We start from the raw sequence: 17,937 nt of genomic DNA on the forward strand, positions 1-17,937 counted from the left end.
CCCCCCCCCCCCCCCCCCCCCCCCTTTTTTTTTTCAAGCAGAACACGGCAAACGCGATGCAGCGTAGTCTCGTGGGCTCGGAGATGTGTATAAGAGGCGGCGGCCGTACGCGCACTGCGGTAGCACTACCGCGCGAAGCGGAACAGCTTCTTGTTCGCGAACTCGAGCATGCCGACCCTGCCCAGCTCACGGCCGTAGCCCGACTTCTTGACGCCACCGAAGGGCACGTCGGGGCCGCCGAGCATGCCGGCGCCGATGAACACCATGCCGACGTCGAGACGGTCCCCGATGCGCTCAGCTCGGGCCAGGTCGTCGCAGATGACGACGGCGCTCAACCCGTACGGCGAGGAGTTGGCCAGTTCGATCGCCTCGTCGTCGCTCGACACCCGATACAGCTGGGCGACTGGACCGAACAGCTCCTGACTGTAGATGTCCATGGCGGCAGTGATGCCGGTGATAATCGACGGGGTGTAGACGTTGCCCTGGGGCTCGTTGTCGCCGACGAGAATCTCCGCGCCCTGGTCGAGCGCGCGCTGCACCTGAGCGGTGAGATCCGCCGTTGCCCCTGCCGACGACAGCGGACCGAAATCGCCTGCCTCATAGGACTGCCCGCCGATCGCCGCCGTGAACTTCTTCGCGAACTCCTCGAACAGTGCGTCGGCCACCACAATTCGTTTCGAACCGCTGCAACTCTGGCCGGTGTTGTCCATACGGCCGATGACCGCCTGTTCCACGGCGTGGTCGATGTCGTCGGTGTCGAGCACGAGGAACACGTCCGATCCACCGAGTTCAAGCACGCATTTCTTGAGCGCACGCCCCGCCTGCTCGGCCACGATCGCTCCCACACCCTCAGAACCGGTCAGCGAGATGCCCTGGACGCGGTCGTCGGCGATGATCTCCGAAAGCTGGCGGTGGGTAGCGAATACGTTGACGTACGCCTCATCGGGAAATCCCGCGTCACGGAAAAGCTGCTCAAGGGCAAGCGCGGACTCCGGGCATTGACTGGCATGCCGGAGCACAATCGTGTTGCCCAGAATCAGATTCGGTACCGCGAAGCGTGCGACCTGGTAGTACGGGTAGTTCCACGGCATGATGCCGAGGATGACACCGGTGCCCTGGAAGCGGAGGAAGCTTTTCAGGCCGTCCGCCACTTCGAGGACCTCATCGGCCAGCCACGCCTCGGCGTTCTTCGCGAACGCCGCTGAGATCGCGGACGAGAACCGCACCTCACCGATCCCCTGGTCGACAGGCTTGCCCATCTCCCGGTTGATGATCGCGGCGAGCTCGTCCTCGCGCTCGAGGAACAGTTCCGCGAGACGCTGTGCGAGGGCCGCGCGCTCAGCGACCGACGTCTCGCGCGCCCAAGTTTGGTAGGCGCGATGCGTCGACGCGAGAGCGGACTCGATCTCCTCCGCCGTGGCCGCGGGGTATTCAGCGAGGACCTGGCCAGTTGCCGGGTTGGTGACCGCAAAATTACTCATAGCGGGTGTCTCCCCTTCGATTTCAGTGCGCGACCGCAGCAGAAGTGGCCGGGTAGAAGCGCTGACGCGCCCGCCCACGGAGATGCTCAGCGGTGCCGTCCTGGTTGCCGGGCCGTTCTGAGGTCATCGGGACGCCGACATCCCAGAACGCGCCATTGCCGGTCAGATAGCGCCACGGTTCGACCTTGGCGACGATGACCGCGGGTCGCGCCTCCACGCCGCGAGCGTCGGTCAGCGCCGCGTTGAACTCGTCGATCGTCGTAGCAGTCCATGCTGCGCATCCCATGCTCGCGGCGTTCGCGGCCAGGTCGACATCGACGACCGGGCCGTCCAGACGGCCCGTCGCGTCGTTCCGCTCACGCAACTGCGTCCCGAATTCGGCGTCGGGACCACCCTTGGCAACCTGCAGCGGCCAGATGCACTGGTTTCCACGGTTGTCGATGACGATGACCGTGATCTTCTTGCGTTCCTGCACCGCCGTGACGAGCTCGGTCGGCTGCATGAAGTAGGTACCGTCGCCGATGAGTACGAAGACATCTCCGGGCGTATCTGCTCGCGCGATCCGATGGCCGAGTCCTGCCGGAATCTCATGCCCCATGCAGGAGTTCGCGTACTCGAAATGGATGTCGGTGCCGTTGGAGGCATCCCACGCCTTGTGCACGCCCTCGACGACGCCGCCCGAACCCAGGACCAGCACGTCATCGCTGCCAGTGTGCCGGTTCAGGGCATCGATCACCTGCGCTTGACTCATGTTCTCGTCAGGGAAGTCCTGAAGGTCGTGTACCAGCCGCTCCTGAGTTGCCTTCTGCGCAGCAGCGATCTCGTCCCGGAACGACTCAGCGGTTCCGTAGCCCGCCGACGCCAACTCGGTGTGCAGCGCAGTGAGTGACAGTTTCGCGTCGCCGACGACGGCGAACGAACCCATCTTGTGTGCGTCGAACGAGTTCACATTGAGATGAACGAATTTCACGCCGGGGTTTTGGAACAGTGAATGCGACGCAGTGATGAAGTCCTGCAGGCGCGTCCCCACGGCGATCACACAGTCGGCCTGACCCGCGATCTGGTTTGCTCCGAACGTGCCCGTGACACCGACGCCACCGACGCCCAGCTCGCCGAGGGGGCCACTGCCCTTGCCGGCATAGGTTTCAGCCACTGGGATGCCGAATTCGGCACTGAACCTGGCAAGTTCATCGGATGCCTTGGAGTAGCGGACGCCTCCTCCGGCAACGATGATGGGGCGCTGCGCATTTCGGATGATCTCGGCGGCGTCACGGATCTCGTCCTCGGTCGCGGGCCTGCGGCGGATCGGCCAGACACGCGGCGTGAAGAACGACTCGGGGAAATCGAAGTCGGCGCCCTGAACATCCTGCGGAAGGCACACGACCACCGCGCCGGTTTCGACCGGATCGGTCAGGACACGCATGGCCTCGGGCAGGGTGGACAGCAGCTGCGCCGGGTGGGTGATCCGGTCGAAATAGCGACTGACCGGACGGAAACAATCATTCGCCGAGACGTCGCGCTCAATCGGGTGCTCGATCTGCTGCAGCACCGGATCGCCGAACCGATTGTTGATGATGTCCGCCGGGAACAGCAGCACCGGAAGGCGATTCGTCGTTGCTGTGGCGGCGCCGGTGATCATGTTGGTGGAGCCGGGGCCGGCTGAAGCCGTGCAGGCGAGCGTCGACATGCGGTTGGTGGCCTTGGCGACACCGATGGCCGCGTGGACCATCGACTGCTCGTTCTTTCCCGGGTAGTGCGGGAAATCGACCCCGTACTCATCGATCCCTTGCGCAAGCCCGACCGAGTTTCCGTGGCCGAAGATGCCGTACATGCCGGGAATGAGGCGTCTGCGCTCACCGTCCATCTCGCTGTACTGGACCTGCAGGTATTCGACGATGGCCTGTGCCACGGTGCGCCTGCGGACGTTCTGGCGGACATTGTTGATCTCGGCGTCGGTGCCGGCGTCGACCGCGGCTGTGCTGCTCATGCGTTCTCCTCAGGTTCGAAACTACGTCGGCGGTGCGCCGACCCGTTCTGAAAATCAGGTTGTCACCGCGACGAGAACCCGTTGTGTCCCAATTTGATACGGGTTCGGGTTCCGGGCCGGGTGGAGGTGGGGCTGGTGTCGGTGAAGGCCGCTCAGAATCGGTACGGCTCGTGCGGGCCGACTGACGGAAGCGGACGCGGCCGCTCGCAGGTGCTCTCGATGTCGATATGCCGCCCGAGCTCGGACGACGCCTCGAACGCCAGAAGGATCTCCAGTACGTGGTAGGCGAAGTCGCCTCCCGTACGAGGTTCGAGACCGGTACGGATCGCATGCCCGAACTCGGCCAGACCGATACCGCGGTACGCGTCGTCGCGATGGGTGATCGGAGTCTCGCGCCAGTCCCCACCACCCGGAGGCGTCATGTCCAGCGAAAGGTCGCGGGGTTCTCCGCGGCGCAGCACCGGGGCGCCCGAGAAATGGTCAGGATTGGGCGCCGCCAGGGAACCCGCCGTACCGTAGATCTCCAGGTGGGGCAGGTTGTGGTTCCACACATCCCAGCTGACGATCACCGTGGCGGCCGCACCTGACTCGAAGTCGATGGTGCCGGTGACATGCGTCGGCGTCTGAATGTCGATGAGACCGTTGGATTCCCCGGACTTGCCAGGTCGAGGGCGGGTCTCCGAAGAGCGCGGCGCAGTGCCCGCGACGCGGCGGGCGGGGCCGAAGATGTTCACCAAATTCGTGATGAGGTAAGGCCCGATGTCGAGCATCGGCCCCGCGCCAGGGCTGTAGAACGGGTCGACGTTCGGATGCCAGTGCTCGTAGCCGCGGCAAGCGAACGTGGCAACCGCGGCGACGGGGCGCCCGATCCAGCCGTCATCGATCAGTTTGCGGCTGGTCTGCATACCGGAGCCGAGGAACGTCGCCGGGGCCGAACCGACCTTCACCCCCTGCTCTCGCGCGGCGTCGAGGATCTGCCTGGCCTCCTCTAGCGATGTCGCGAAAGGCTTTTCCGAAAGAACGTGCTTGCCTGCAGCGATCGCCTTCAGTGTGACGGGTGCATGCAGCTTCGGTGGGGTCAGGTTCAGGACGAGCTCGACCTCGCCGTCAGCGAGGAGTTCCTCGGGGGTGAGCGCCTTCGGTACCGAGTACTCCGCAGCGCGGGCCGCGGCGGCGTCGGTATTGACGTCCGCCAGGGCCACCACGTCGACCTCGGGGTGAACGCCGATCTTGTCCAAATACTGGTTCAAAACGTTCCCGACACCGATGATGCCGACTCGAATGGGTTCCATCTTTTCTGTTCTCCGTCGATGTTTTGTTGTGGGACAGCAGGTTTCAGCGCGCGGTCAGCCGCTCACGACGGGTCTTCACGGTTGCTTCCTGATCGACGACGCCGTCCGCGATCACGACACCGTAGTCGGTGAGCGCGGCCTGCGAGGAGATCCGGCATTCGCGCAGATCGTCGAGCACGGCGTCCGCATCCCGTTGCAGCGGGTCGCCGTAACCACCACCACCCGGCGTAATCGAGACGATCTTCTCGCCGCGCCTCAGGTCGTAGCGGCCCACGATCGGGATCTCACGACGCCGGCCGGTGTCGATGTCCTCGACCCAGGCGTCCGGAACTGAACCGCCCTGTCCGCCCCGGACGCCCTTGGGCGGATTCAGCTTCCCCTCGATGCCATAGGTGAGGGTCACCGCGTCGACTCTGGGCTCGATCGTGACTCGGGTGGCCAGTCCACCCCGCAGCCGGCCCGCGCCGCCTGAGTCGGTGACGAGCATGCGCTCACGGATCAGGATCGGGTAGCGCTGCTCGTCGACCTCGACGCTGTCGTGGTAGAGCAGCGCGCCGCATACCGGCCGCTGGTAGGTCGGCCAGCCGTCCACAAACGGAGTCGCAGGTCCGCCGACCCCGCCCACCAGAATCTGATTCACATATGCGTTGCCGTTACGCTCGTCGGTTCCCGAGATCACCGATTTCGCGGGTGCCTGCCCTGCCGCGCCCTCCGCAGTGCCATAGCCGTCGCCGATCTGCGAGAACGCTGCCTGCACCAGGTTGACGATCCGGTCGGCAAGGTTCGTCGTGCCCGACGAGCATGAGAAGGGATGTTTCGGCACCCCCACGGCGCATCCGTCGCGCAGCAGAACCTCGATCCGTCGGAATGTTCCGGCATTGCTCGGCAGATTCTCCGGTATGCCCGAAAGGATTCCGGCAAGCGCAGCTCCGGTCGCAGTGGCACGGGTCAGATTGAGCCCGTTGGGCAGATTGTCCGGGTTGTCCCGAAGATCGATCGAGATGCTTCCCTGGGCCGGCTTGACCTTGATCGTCGCCTGCAGCGGGACTCCGTCCGGACCGGTGCCGGGGAACGGGTCATGCGCGGTCGAGCCGTGGAGTTCGTATTCCGGCAGCGTCGCAATTGCGCTCGCGGCCAGGCGCTCTGAGTAGTCGAACCACGCGTCCACGAAGTCGACGAGATCATCGACACCGAACTTCTCGGCAAGCTCATGGATGCGGCGCTCGGCGATGCGCGAAGCTCCCACCGATGCCAGGTAGTCGCCGTACCACTGATCGGGAACGCGGATACGGGACCGGCACATGCGCACGATGTCGTCGATGTCGGTGTAGTCACGCTGCACCCTCACGCAGGGAAAGATCAGCGCACCCTCTTCGTAGACGTCGCGCGCGGTCGCGTAGAACGTCGTCGGCAGCGAGTTACCGCAGTCCGCCTGATGAGCCTTCGTCACCGCGGTGAAAACATGCCGCCCTTCGACGAATATGGGCACCAGGATGCAGTGATCCGCGGCGTGGGAGTTCCCGCGGTACGGGTCATTGTGAAGGAAGGCGTCGCCCTCCCGGATATCGTCGTGCAACTCGACCATGTCCTCGCCGAGAGGCCCGGCGCCGAACACGTGCACCGGCACGCCCTCTGCTGCCGCCAGCAATTGATTGTCAGCGGTCAGCACCGCGCACGAAAAGTCCCGTGCGGTGTTGATGACCGACGAACGTGCCGAGCGCAACAGGCCGTTCGTCATCTCGCGGACGATGCCGTCGAACGCGTTGGCAAGCACCGAAAGCTTGACTGGATCGAATTCGCGGGCCACGGTCACGCCTCCTTACGGGTCAAGTAGATGTTGGATCGGTCATCGAGCACGGCGTTCCACTCGGGCGGCACCACGATGGTCGTCGTCGGCTGGTCGATGACGGCGGGACCTTCGATCCGGTCCCCGGGACCGAGCGTCACTCCTCGATAACGGGGAGTGCGGTAGCTCTTGCCGCCGAACACCACCGAGTCGGTGCGGTGGAACTCACCGGCACCGTTGGTCGAGGTGTCGGCGCCGACCTGCTCGGGTCGCGGAATCTCGACGCGTACGCCCCAGGTGATGATCTCCACCCGGCTCTGGGGGTCGTGGGTGCCGTTGCGGCGGTCGTGTTCGGCATGGAATGCACGCTCAATCGTGTTGGCGGCGTTGCCCTCTGGATCAGGGATGCCACCGAGGTACACGCGGAGGTCCCAGGCCTGTCCCGGGTATCGCGCGTCCACAAAGTAGGTGACCTGGGCGCCGGAATCGGCGTGGGTGAAGCGTTTCGAGAAAGTCGCAGCCTTGACGCTCAACTCGTCGACGGCAGTCCGTGCCGAGGTCGCATCGAAACTGCGGGTGTCGTTGTGAAGCGGTGACAGGAACTCTGTCGCAATCGGCGCCCGATGCGCGCCGTAGGCCGCCAACACACCTGCGGTGGCGGGGATCAGCACCGTGTCTGCCTCCAACAGCGCGCCGATCGCGGCAGCGACCATCGCACCTGCGCCACCGCCCGCCACAACCAACGCTCCGCGCGGATCGACGCCGTGCTCGAGGGTGGCCTGGCGGATGGCCGTCGCCATGTGGTGCGCCGAGACATCCAGGATCGCTTGCGCGGCCTGGATCGTCTCCATCTGCAGCGGCTCGGCGATCCGGGTATCGATCGCCGCCACAGCGGCCTGCCGGTCCAGAGTGAACCCGCCCTCGAACCCGTCGGCGTCGAGATAGCCGAGTGCGACGCACGCGTCGGTGACGGTGGGCTGGTCACCGCCGCGGCCGTACGCTGCGGGACCCGGTGTGCTCCTGGCACTCTGCGGCCCGACGCGCAGCAGGCCTCCCCCGTCGATCCAGGCGATGCTGCCGCCGCCGGCACCGATGCTGGTGACCGCGACCGATGAGAGCCCCGTCAGGTGCCCGACGAATGGCTCACCGAGCCAGGCCTCCCGGGTGTGCCGGACCACGCCCTTCTCGACCAGCGAAACGTCGAACGTGGTGCCGCCCATGTCGCATACGACAACTGTGTCGTGGTCCGGCGCTGCGGCCGCACCGACGAGCGGCGCCATGGACGGTCCCGAATTCAGTAGCAGCACAGGCCGGTCGAGCACGTCGGCGACGTCCAGCACGGCACCCTCGGACGTGACCACCAGCAGGTCCCCCGAGAACCCGAACTCGACGAGATCCGACCGCAGCTTTCCGAGATGGTCGGCCATGAGCGGCTTGAGTGACGCATCGATCGAGGCCGCCGACGATCGCCGGTACTCCCGGATCGTGGGGTTCGCCTCGTTCGACAGTGTGTAGGGCACACCGGGCAGGATCTCCTCGATGAGCTCGGCGATGCGGCGCTCATGCACGTCGTTGATGATCGACCACAGACACGAAACCGCGACTGCCTCGATCCCCTCGTCCGCGAATGAGCGCAACACCGCGATGACCTGATCCTCGTCGAGCGCGACCAGCACATCACCCTCGGCCGACACCCGCTCCCGGATTTCGAAGGTCAGATGGCGGGGAATGTAGGGCGGCGGATAGGCCGCCTTGGAATCGAATGCGTCCCGGCGTCCGCCTTCACGCAGCAGCAGGGTGTCCGCAAAACCTTCGGTGACGAGCAGTGCGGTTTTGGCGACTTTGCCGGTCAGCACGGCGTTGGTGGCATGAGTGGTGCCGTACACGATCACGTCGGCGTTGCGCAGCACCACCTCGCCGCTCCACCCGACCGATTCGGCAGCACGGCGCACTGAGGCCTCGAAGCCCGTGAAGACCCGGTCATAAGTGGTCAGCGCTTTGCCGACCGCCATCTCACCGGTGTCGGAGCCGACCACCACGTCGGTGAACGTGCCGCCGGTGTCCACGGCAATGCGGTATCTGGCCTCGCCGCCGGCTGATTGCGGATGAACTTCGCTCATGTGTCGTCAGTACTTTCGTAGAACTTGTTTGGGAATGTCTTGGCGCTGCCGAGGATGGTCAGCGCGATCAGCGGTCGGCCACGCGGCTGCGGAGCAGGCCGACCCGCTCGATGTCGACCTCGACGGTGTCCCCCGGCTGCAGCCAGACCGGCGGAGTGCGCTTCGCGCCGATCCCCTGCGGGGTGCCGGTCGCGATCAGGTCACCCGGACTGAGCGTGAGGAAACTCGAGAGGTAGGAGACGACGCGCGCGACGGGAAAGATCTGGTAGCTCGTGTTCGAGCGCTGCATCTCGACGCCGTTGACCTTCGTCACCAACTCCAGGTCCTGCGGATCACCGACCTCGTCGAGTGTCACCAGCGCCGGACCCCAAGGAGTGGATCCGTCGACGGCCTTGCCTGCCAGCCACTGCGTGCCCCGGTACTGCAGGTCGCGCGCCGTGATGTCGTTCAACGGTGCGAGGCCCGCGACGTAGGAGAGCGCATCCTCCTCCGAGACCCGGCGCGCAGTCCGGCCGATGACGACCGCCAATTCGCCCTCGAAGTCGAGATTCTCACTGACCTCCGCTCCGCCGATCAGATCGTCCGGACCGATCAGCGTCGACGCGAACTTGGCGAAGATGTCGGGATAGTCAGGAAGTGCCCGTCCCGTTTCGGCCACGTGATCCTTGTAATTCAGCCCTACACACAGCACTTTGGCGGGGTCGACGATCGGTGCGGTCAGGCGCACCTGCGAGCGCTCCCCGACCCTGGCATCGGGATTCCGCCGGACCAGTGCATTCATGCCGGCCGATAGATCTGCAATGCCCGCCCCGTACAACTCGAGCAGTTCCCGCACGGAAGATGTTGTGCCGTGGACAGCCTCAGGCGCGTCTTCGAGCAAGCGGTGAAGGTCATAGACCACGTCGTCGACGAGTACGCCACCGCGGGTGGTGGATTGGTCTTCGTAGGAAACGATTCTCAAAGTTCACACTCCTTGGCGATGGCTCAGGACTGGGGGCAACGCTCGGCTACGGAGAGCACGGCGTCGGAGAGGCGGTCGGCAATATCGGTGACAACGTCCTCTGTCATGGGTGTCGACAAGGAAAGCAGGTTGGCCGGCGAACCGAGGAGGCCGCGTTCATAGGATGCCCACCACAGCCGATGTTGCACTGTCTCCTCGACCTTCTGAGCGCCCGCAGGGACGGCACGGAGCAGTGACCCGCGGCCGCGCACCTCCCAACCGGCGTGGGCGACACGGGAATTGACGGTCTTGCGGGCGGCGTCGCCGAGTGTGTTGAGGCGGCATACCTCCTTGTCGGTGTACAGCCGCAAGGCGACGGCCCCCGCGGCCATACTCACCGGGTTTCCCGAGAACGTGCCGCCGTGCGGCAGGCTGCCGGGCTTCGTCGGATCGACCTCAGCCATGAGCTCAGCCCGCCCGACGATCGCGCCGACAGGGAACCCTCCGCCGATGAGTTTTCCTGTTGTGAGCAGGTCAGGTTCGATGCCGTACTCACCACTGAATCCCCCGAACCCCAGCCGCAGACTGATCGTCTCGTCGATCAACAACACGATGCCGTGGCGAGTCGCCAGATCCCTTGCCTCACGGACGAATTCCTCCGAGATGGTGAGAAGCCCGGCGCGGTTGGGAAGCAGATCGAGGACGATCGCGGCATACTCCGCAGGCGCACTTTCGACCGCTTCGCGTAGGAACGCGGTGTCGTTCAGCGGCACCGCCGTGACATCCTTGACAACGCCCTCGGTGACGCCGCGGGTGTAGCTGGGTCCTCCTGGAACCAGAGCGACATCGGACGTGCCGTGATATCCGCCCTTGGTCACAATCACGCGTTCGCGGCCGGTGCTGGCCCGGGCGATGCGAATCGCCGACATCACCGCTTCCGTGCCGGAGTTTGCGAACCGCACCTGATCCAGTGCAGGTAGCCGCGAGATCAGCAGCTCGGCCAGCTCCCATTCGTCGAGGTTCGGGATGCCCCAGCTTGCTCCCGAGGACAGGGCCTTCGTCGCCGCCTCGGTGATCGCGGGGTGAGCGTTGCCGTGGATCAGCGAGGTGAAGTTGTTGTTCGCGTCGATCAGTTCACGGCCGCGGTCGTCCCAGATCCGGTATCCCTCACCGCGAATCGCGTAGGGACTCGGCGCACCGGTGTAGTACGTCGAGCGCCCGTAGCCGCCTGGCAGCAGCGGGAATCCCCGTGGTCCCCGGCGCAGATGTGGATCCTCGGCGGGCACCCGGTCAACGGCCTGTTCGCCAAGACTCTGTGTTGTCACCTTGTTTCTCTTCACTTTCCGTTAGTCACAACGTCGATCAGCGGCTGTCCGGTGAGCGCCAACCGCACCCGCTCCACTGCGCCCTCCTGCAACGCGCCAGTCGAGCGGTTCGAACGCCACGCGATATGCGGTGTCAGGATCGTGTTCGGCGCAGTCCGAAGAGGGTGCTCCGGGTCCAGCGGCTCATGCGCGAAGGTGTCGATACCCGCACCGGCGATGTGCCCGGAATGAAGCGCCGCCGCAAGCGAGGCCTCGTGAATCAAGCCTCCGCGTGACACGTTCACCACCACCGCGCCTTTGCGCATCCTGGCCAGCGCCTCGGCAGAGATGAGATTCCTGGTGTCATCAGTCAGCGGTAGGTGCAGCGAGACGACATCGGAATTCTCAAGGACGTCGGCGAGGTCTGACATCGGCACGAAACTCTCGGCGACGAACGGGTCGTACGCGCGGACGCGGGCTCCGACTGCCGAGTACATGCGTGCCACGTGCTGGCCGATGCGGCCCATACCGACGACACCCACCTCCAACTCGGATAGCACCGGGGTGTCATAACCGATGGTCCCGGCCCAGCCGAAGCCACGGATCGCGGCGTCGCCCGTCGGCAACCGCCGGGCAAGTGCAAGCCCCATGGCGAACGCGTGGGATGCCACCTCCTCCGAGGCGGTGCCCGGGACGATGGACACGGGGATCCCGGCATGGCTGGCCGCAGAGACGTCGATGTTGTCGTAGCCGATTCCATAGCGGATCACGGCCCGGCACTTGCCCATCACGGGGAAATCCGCCGCGGTGAGCCGCGCATACGGAGTGATCATGACGATCTCGGCTTCCGGTAGACCATCGCGGAAAGCGTCTGTGTCCGCCGCTGCGTTGAGTCTGTAGCCGAATTCCTCGGCGAGTGCGTGCTCGCGGTTCAAGTCCGGGAAGTGGTGGGGGGCAACCAGAATGGTGCCCTGCCCATCGCGGTTCGTCATCTGCCGTCCTGTTCGTGTCATGCTCTCGTTCCCTGCCGACCACCTGATGGCGCGTCGTGTTCGGAAGTGAGATCAAGTACAGCGCGAAGTCGAGGGCACCAACCGTGCCAGAACGGCACACATCGAGAGCCGAGCCGGCCGATGTGTCCCGAATCGGGACATTCGTGTCGGGATGCCGAGGTTTTGATTGTTCATGCACGGTGTCGGGCGGGTCCCCCACAAGATCACCGTCCGGCTGCGTGCTGCCCGCTCGGATGACGAAGAAAGGACTGCGGTGTCGCAGAACGGCAGATTCGAAGGACGCGTTGCCTTCATAACAGGCGGTGCGCGTGGACAAGGCGCCGGCATTGCGCGACGGTTTGCCGAAGAGGGTGCCGACATCGTCATTTCCGATATCGCGAAGCAGATCGACACGATCCCCTATCCGCTCGCCAGTCCGGACGACCTGGCGGCAATCAAGGCCGAGGTCGAGGCGGTCGGCCGGCGCTGCATCGCCGACATCGTCGATGTTCGAGAGCAGGGACAACTCGATGAACTGGTGGCCAAGGCGCTCGACACCTTCGGCCGCATAGACATCGTCTGCCCGAATGCCGGCATCACCGGAGCTATCGCCCCTTTCTGGGAGATGACGGAATCCCAGTGGTCAGACATGATCGCGGTCAACCTGACGGGTGTCTGGCATACGGTGAAAGCAGTTGCCCCTACGATGATTTCGCAGCAGTCAGGCGTCATCATCTTCACCGGCTCACTGAACACGCACGAGCCGTTGATGAACTACTGCAATTACGTTGCCTCGAAGCACGGCGTGGGTGGTCTCGCCAAGTCGGCAGCGCTCGAACTTGGGCCGCACAATGTGCGGGTCAACACCATTCTTCCGGGTCCGGTGAACTCGCCGATGATCAACAACCCGGTAATGAATGAGTTCATCGCCGGCTTCGAGGGAGCCACAGGCGACGACATGCTGAAGGCGTCCCGGGCCTGGAGTTTGCTGGCCGGACGCGGCGCCATACCGATCAGAGCCGTCGCCGACGCAGTGCTATTCCTTGCCTCCGACGCGGCCGACCATATTCACGGCGCCGAGTTGCTGATCGACAGCGGACACATGGTCATGCCGCCCATAAACGCCAATCCCGTAGTCGACTGAACACCCCGCGGTAGTCGGCCTGGATGCCACGCAACCAGGCCGACTATCCATGCTTTCCATGAATGTACGAGCGGCGTTGCCGCATAAGGGCGTCTGTAGGGTTGCCCGCCGTCAATCGAGCGTGAAGCCTCGACGCGTGTAGAACTCGATCTTGCGGTACAGCGTAGATCGGCCGATCTGCAGCAGCTTGGCTGCCTGGAGCCGATTGCCACCCGCCTCAGCGAGGGCATCCTGGATCTGCCGTAGCTCGACCTCTTCGAGTCGCGACAGGCGGCTCTTTGCCAGCGCCCGACGATGAGTATCGCTCAGGTGTTCCATTCCGAGTTCGGGTGACGCACAACGGACTGCTGCCGATGTGACGAACTCATGCAACTGCGCGACATTGCCCGGCCAGTCGGCCTCGGTGAGGACTCGGAGCAGGGTACGTGAGATACGAGTGTTCCCGTGCGGCCCGCGTTTGATGAAATGCGCAGCAAGCAAGGGGATGTCGTCACGGCGCTGCCGGAGAGTCGGCATCGCGATTTCGATACCGCCGAGCGCGGAAGTGAGCGCCATGGTGTCCTCGCCCATCCCGGCGAGGGTGATGACGACCGCCGGGTTGTCATGCGTTGCAAGGAGTTCCGCAAGGGCCGCACATGCTTCAGCGCTCAGGGCGTCGGCATGGCACAAGACCACCGACGCTTGCCTGAGCAGCGCCGACGTGATGTCGTCCAGGCAGTGTTGCTCGTTGAGCTCTGGCCGGGCGCAATCCAGAACCACCGTCTCCTCGGCCATCATCGATGCCATCGATGTGGCCAGCGTCAGTTTGCCTGTTCCTGGCTCGCCGATGATGCATGTCGGCAATCGTCGCCGTACTGCGCTACTGGCCACCTCAACCGCACGACGCAGCGCGACACTCTCCCCGATCACGGCCTCGAACGGATCCCGCCGTGTGGTTGACGGCGACGCTCCCGCACGTATGCCCTTGATGGGCGCCAGAGGCTTGAGCCGGATGACACTGCCGATCGTCTCGCCGCCGGACGATATCGGGCTGGCTCGAAGATGCAACGCCCGCTCCGGTTCGAGCATCACCTCGCGCTCCACCGGACGCGAGGTTTGTTCGGACTCGCGCGCATAACCGGCCAGTACCGCGTAGTCGGCCGGCTGCAGCATCTCAAGTGCTCCCCGCGTCGCGATCGTCATGCGGCTGTCCATCACGACGACAGACTCCGACCCTCGTTTGCGCACTTCGGACAGGTAGGAATCGAGCAACGATTTCTCGCGTACAGCCAGGCCTTCTGCGAGTCGTCGTGAAACCTCAGCCGCGGCACCCTTCACGATCCAGGCGATCGAGGCGGGATTGACGTCCATGCCGACATCCGCCGGGAGCGAAAGGCTCAGGAAGCCCCGCACCGCGCGGCGCAGCGGGTCGTAGATGGGCACCGACGTGCAACAGAAGTCTTCGAGACTGGCGACAAAGTGCTCAGGTCCCCATATTTGGACCGCGGCGCCCTCTTCGATCGCAGTGCCTTCAGCGTTGGTACCGGCGACGTCCTCCGACATCGCCCCCCCGAAGGTCGGAAACAGCCTCTCGGCCACTCGCCGTACCTGCGGCTCGCCCCGAAAGACCGCGACCGTCCCGGATGGATCAGCCAGGATCACGTGGGCTCCGCTGTCGGCGGCCAACCGCTCCAATTCGCCCAACACCGGCTCGGCGCAGCGCAGCACCAGATCATCGATCTCGGGCTCGTGGATGTCTTCGAACGTCCGGCGGTCCGGGTCGATGTTCCACATCATGCTCCGGCGCCAAGACCGTTCAATCACGGGCCGCAGCGACGACAGGTCAGTGCCGGCCGGATCCGCGACAAATCGGTCACGCAGAGTCCTCAGATGGGTCGCGTCCATCCCGATGCCTCCGCCAAGGCCATACGGTCCACGCGCTTTGCCTGCACGCCCTGAACTCGTGACGTCGGGCCGCGCATCTACCGCCAGAGGATTCGATGACGCACCAATCAAAATTGCATTCCCTTCCGCACCACCATGATGACATGCAGCGATATGCAAGGCCACTGGGAAGTTGCCAAAATCCAACGAACTCTACGTATGTGAAGAGGCAATCAACCCTGTGCGAAGCCCACGGACTCTGCGCCGAGGCCGCAGGCAACCGGGCCGCCACAGCCGGTGCCTGCGGTCAGCCTCTCGAGCAGCAATAATCCCGAGCGCACGCACGAGCCGCACCGTTCGCATCAAAGATGTTGCGGCAGAACGGAATCACACGATCCGTGAGCCACTCGCGTGCCGCTGACCTGCCATGCTGCCAAGGCGGCGGGGCGGCGGCGCACAGCCCGTGCTTCAATTCGGCACAGTCGGAGGCATATCGTCGTCGTTACGTTCAGCGCCACAGGTTTCGACCGCGCGACTGAAATAGTAAGGACACATCATGGGTGAACCATCTGCCAACACGGCAAGCTCAGCGCCACCCGCAACCGCGAGATGCCGGACACGACTCTCCGGGCGCATGGGCACCACTTCGCTGGTGCTCAGCGTACTCGCCTTCTCGGCCCCGATCGTCACGGTCTCCGGCTACATCGCGTTCGCCATCGGCTTCGTCGGAGAGGCCGCGCCTCTTGCCTGGGTGATAGCCACCGTCGTCCTTGTGGTGTTTTCCGTCGGCTACACCACCATGACCCGACACATCCATCGCCCGGGCGCCTTCTATGCCTACATCTCCCTCGGCCTCGGCAAGACGTCTGGCGTCGGCGCCGCCTACCTGGCGACGGTGTCCTACATCCTCATCCAAACAGGCGTCTACGCCTTCGCTGGAGTCACGGTCTCTCAAGCCATCGAGCACCTCGGCGGTCCAACAATCCCGTGGTGGGCGTGTACCGCGGTCGCATGGGTGATCATCACCGCCCTTGGGCACTTTCAGATCGAGCTGTCGGCCAAGGTTCTCGGCACCGTCATGGTCGTCGAGGTTCTCCTGGTGGTGGTGTTCAATGCGTTCACCCTCGCCAAGGGCGGAATGGGCGGCCTGTCGGTGCAGCCGCTGAACCCGGCACTGTTCATCGGCGGCGGCACCGGCCTGGCGCTGCTGTTCGCGTTCGGCAACTTCATCGGGTTCGAAGCGACTGCGCTCTACCGCGACGAAGTGCGTACTCCCAGTAGGACAATCCCGCGGGCCACATATCTGTCTGCGATCCTGATCGGCGGCTTTTATGCCGTATCGGCTTACAGTTTGGTGATCGCCTACGGCGGTGACGTCAAGGCACGCGCGAGTAACGACCCCACCACCATGTTCAACGATGCGTTGGGCCAATACGTCAGTCACAGTCTCGCGACGGCCACCCTGCTGCTGGTTGCGACGTCGGCCATGGCGTCGGTGCTGTCCGTACACAATGTCGTCGCCCGCTACCTGCAGAACCTCGCCGCTGACCATGCGCTGCCGTCCTTCTTGGCAGCGGTGCATCCGCGTCACATGTCGCCGTACCGCGCCTCCTTCGCCACCTCCATCGTGATCGGTGCGTTGTTGATCGCCGGCGCCGCAGCCATTGCCGACCCCAACCTCATCATCGGCGGCGGCAGCGGAGTCGGCACAGCTGGTGTCCTGGTCCTGATGGCCGTCGTCAGTGTCGCCGTGGTGCGGTACTTCGGCCGTACTGGTCGGCCTGCCGGCGAAACCCTGTGGAAGGTCACTATCGCCCCGGTAATCGCATCCGTCACGCTGACCGCGGTGGTGGTATTCGCGATCGTCCGATTCGATCTTCTCGTCGGAGGCGAACCAGGTGAAAGACTGTGGATGCTGCTCATCCTGCTCGCTTTCCCAGTGGCCGGCTCATTGGTAGCCCGCTATCTCAAGCACCGCAGACCAGATCTCTATCAGCGGCTGGGCCGGGCCGAAGGCGACGACGTGGCATCCGACCCGACCGGTGAGTCACAGGCCGCGGCGGCGGCTGCGACCCAGCCTGCATCCCGCTAGCAGAAGCTAGTTTCTCCTCTCGCGCAGAGATTCAACGGACCCTGTTGCGTAACAACTAATCCTGCGTTCCGCAACTGGCCTGTTTTCTAAACGCCCTGTGCTTCAAAAGATTCGATAGATCACCGCCACAACTGATAAGGAAGGCGCCACCGTGACCTCGACCGCGACCTGCAACCGTCAGTGGAACCCGGGCATCGAGATGGCTTCCCCCGATGACACAACGTCGTCGAACGCTGACGCCGCGTTCAGCACATGGGATATCCGCTACGGTTCCAGGAAGACTCGGACACTCAACGTGCAGGGGTCCGGTCGCCCGATCATTCTGTTGCACCCGTTCGGCGTTGCCGCCGACACCTGGGGACCTGTACTCGGTTCCCTCGGACGTTCCGGTAACACCGCCTACGCACCAGACTTGATCGGGGCCGGGCGCGCGGACGGCTTCACAACTGGACCGCTGTTGCCACAACTCGACGAGTTCATTGCAGCGGTCGTCGCCGCACACAGCACCGAAGGACCGGTCACTCTTGTCGGCGTCTCCCACAGCGCAGTGCTCGCCCTGCGAGCAGCCGCCGCTGCACCGCACAGCGTCAATGCCGTCATTGCTGTTGGAGTTCCGCACAGCGAGTCACCGATCGCCCGGTACCGGGCGATCGCAATGCGGTCATCTGTGCCACGGCTGTCGAAACCACTACGACGCGAACTCAGCCGGCTCACTGTGGACAACCCCGTCACCTGCCCCACCATCATTGTCCAAGGCCTGCGGGGCACATCGGGTGCGATCAACAGCGCCCGCAGACTGCAAGAAGCTCTGCCCCACAGTCGACTTGCGCTTCTGCCGCGCAGCGGGCCATTCACCCACCGCGACAACCCCATGCGGATCGCCGCGTACGCTCGCGAACTGGCAGCGATGGCACGCTGACCCGGAACAAACCCGCG

At 64.5% G+C, this 17,937-nt stretch carries 12 protein-coding genes; 3 read left to right on the top strand and 9 right to left on the bottom strand.

The window, feature by feature from the left end; all coding sequences use genetic code 11:
• Positions 1–125: 125 nt before the first annotated feature.
• The 8 genes from A5784_RS03555 to A5784_RS03590 all read right to left on the bottom strand — a co-directional run bounded on the left by A5784_RS03555 (position 126) and on the right by A5784_RS03590 (position 11,902).
• The gene (locus tag A5784_RS03555) at positions 126–1,481 is read right to left on the bottom strand and encodes an aldehyde dehydrogenase family protein (protein ID WP_064942410.1); all 1,356 of its coding nucleotides are present in this window, start codon (positions 1,479–1,481) and stop codon (positions 126–128) included.
• A gap of 22 nt (positions 1,482–1,503) precedes the next feature.
• Positions 1,504–3,468, bottom strand: coding sequence for a 3D-(3,5/4)-trihydroxycyclohexane-1,2-dione acylhydrolase (decyclizing) (gene iolD / locus A5784_RS03560; protein WP_064942412.1), 1,965 nt, complete (start codon positions 3,466–3,468; stop codon positions 1,504–1,506).
• Between the two features lie 152 nt (positions 3,469–3,620).
• Complete coding sequence (locus tag A5784_RS03565) at positions 3,621–4,760, bottom strand: Gfo/Idh/MocA family protein (protein ID WP_064942414.1); 1,140 nt, start codon at positions 4,758–4,760, stop codon at positions 3,621–3,623.
• A gap of 43 nt (positions 4,761–4,803) precedes the next feature.
• Positions 4,804–6,573 carry a hydantoinase B/oxoprolinase family protein gene (locus A5784_RS03570; RefSeq protein WP_197514624.1) on the bottom strand — a complete coding sequence of 590 codons (1,770 nt, stop codon included), beginning with the start codon at positions 6,571–6,573 and terminating at the stop codon, positions 4,804–4,806.
• Positions 6,570–8,666: a hydantoinase/oxoprolinase family protein gene (locus tag A5784_RS03575; protein WP_064942416.1), complete on the bottom strand. Its 2,097-nt coding sequence runs from the start codon at positions 8,664–8,666 to the stop codon at positions 6,570–6,572. The genes A5784_RS03570 and A5784_RS03575 overlap by 4 nt, the downstream gene beginning before the upstream one ends.
• A gap of 67 nt (positions 8,667–8,733) precedes the next feature.
• On the bottom strand, positions 8,734–9,627 hold the full coding sequence (locus A5784_RS03580) for a fumarylacetoacetate hydrolase family protein (protein WP_064942418.1): 894 nt from the start codon (positions 9,625–9,627) through the stop codon (positions 8,734–8,736).
• Positions 9,628–9,650: 23 nt separating this feature from the next.
• The gene (locus A5784_RS03585; protein WP_197514625.1) at positions 9,651–10,931 is read right to left on the bottom strand and encodes an aspartate aminotransferase family protein; all 1,281 of its coding nucleotides are present in this window, start codon (positions 10,929–10,931) and stop codon (positions 9,651–9,653) included.
• Between the two features lie 11 nt (positions 10,932–10,942).
• Positions 10,943–11,902, bottom strand: coding sequence for a C-terminal binding protein (locus tag A5784_RS03590; RefSeq protein WP_064942420.1), 960 nt, complete (start codon positions 11,900–11,902; stop codon positions 10,943–10,945).
• 193 nt (positions 11,903–12,095) lie between these two features.
• Here A5784_RS03590 and A5784_RS03595 point away from each other — a divergent pair, with 193 nt between their 5' ends.
• Complete coding sequence (locus tag A5784_RS03595; protein WP_082944644.1) at positions 12,096–13,046, top strand: mycofactocin-coupled SDR family oxidoreductase; 951 nt, start codon at positions 12,096–12,098, stop codon at positions 13,044–13,046.
• Positions 13,047–13,157: 111 nt separating this feature from the next.
• Here A5784_RS03595 and A5784_RS03600 read toward each other — a convergent pair whose 3' ends face one another.
• Entirely contained in the window at positions 13,158–15,116 is a 1,959-nt protein-coding gene (locus tag A5784_RS03600; protein WP_156750358.1) for a sigma-54-dependent Fis family transcriptional regulator, read from the bottom strand.
• 427 nt (positions 15,117–15,543) lie between these two features.
• On the opposite strand from A5784_RS03600, the gene A5784_RS03605 reads away from it, so the two are divergent.
• Both A5784_RS03605 and A5784_RS03610 read left to right on the top strand, forming a co-directional pair.
• On the top strand, positions 15,544–17,001 hold the full coding sequence (locus A5784_RS03605; protein ID WP_064942424.1) for an APC family permease: 1,458 nt from the start codon (positions 15,544–15,546) through the stop codon (positions 16,999–17,001).
• A 151-nt stretch (positions 17,002–17,152) separates the two neighbouring features.
• Positions 17,153–17,920, top strand: coding sequence for an alpha/beta fold hydrolase (locus A5784_RS03610; RefSeq protein WP_064942426.1), 768 nt, complete (start codon positions 17,153–17,155; stop codon positions 17,918–17,920).
• The last annotated feature ends 17 nt before the right edge of the window (positions 17,921–17,937 follow it).

This window comes from Mycobacterium sp. 852013-50091_SCH5140682 (genome assembly GCF_001665685.1).
Classification (GTDB): domain Bacteria; phylum Actinomycetota; class Actinomycetes; order Mycobacteriales; family Mycobacteriaceae; genus Mycobacterium.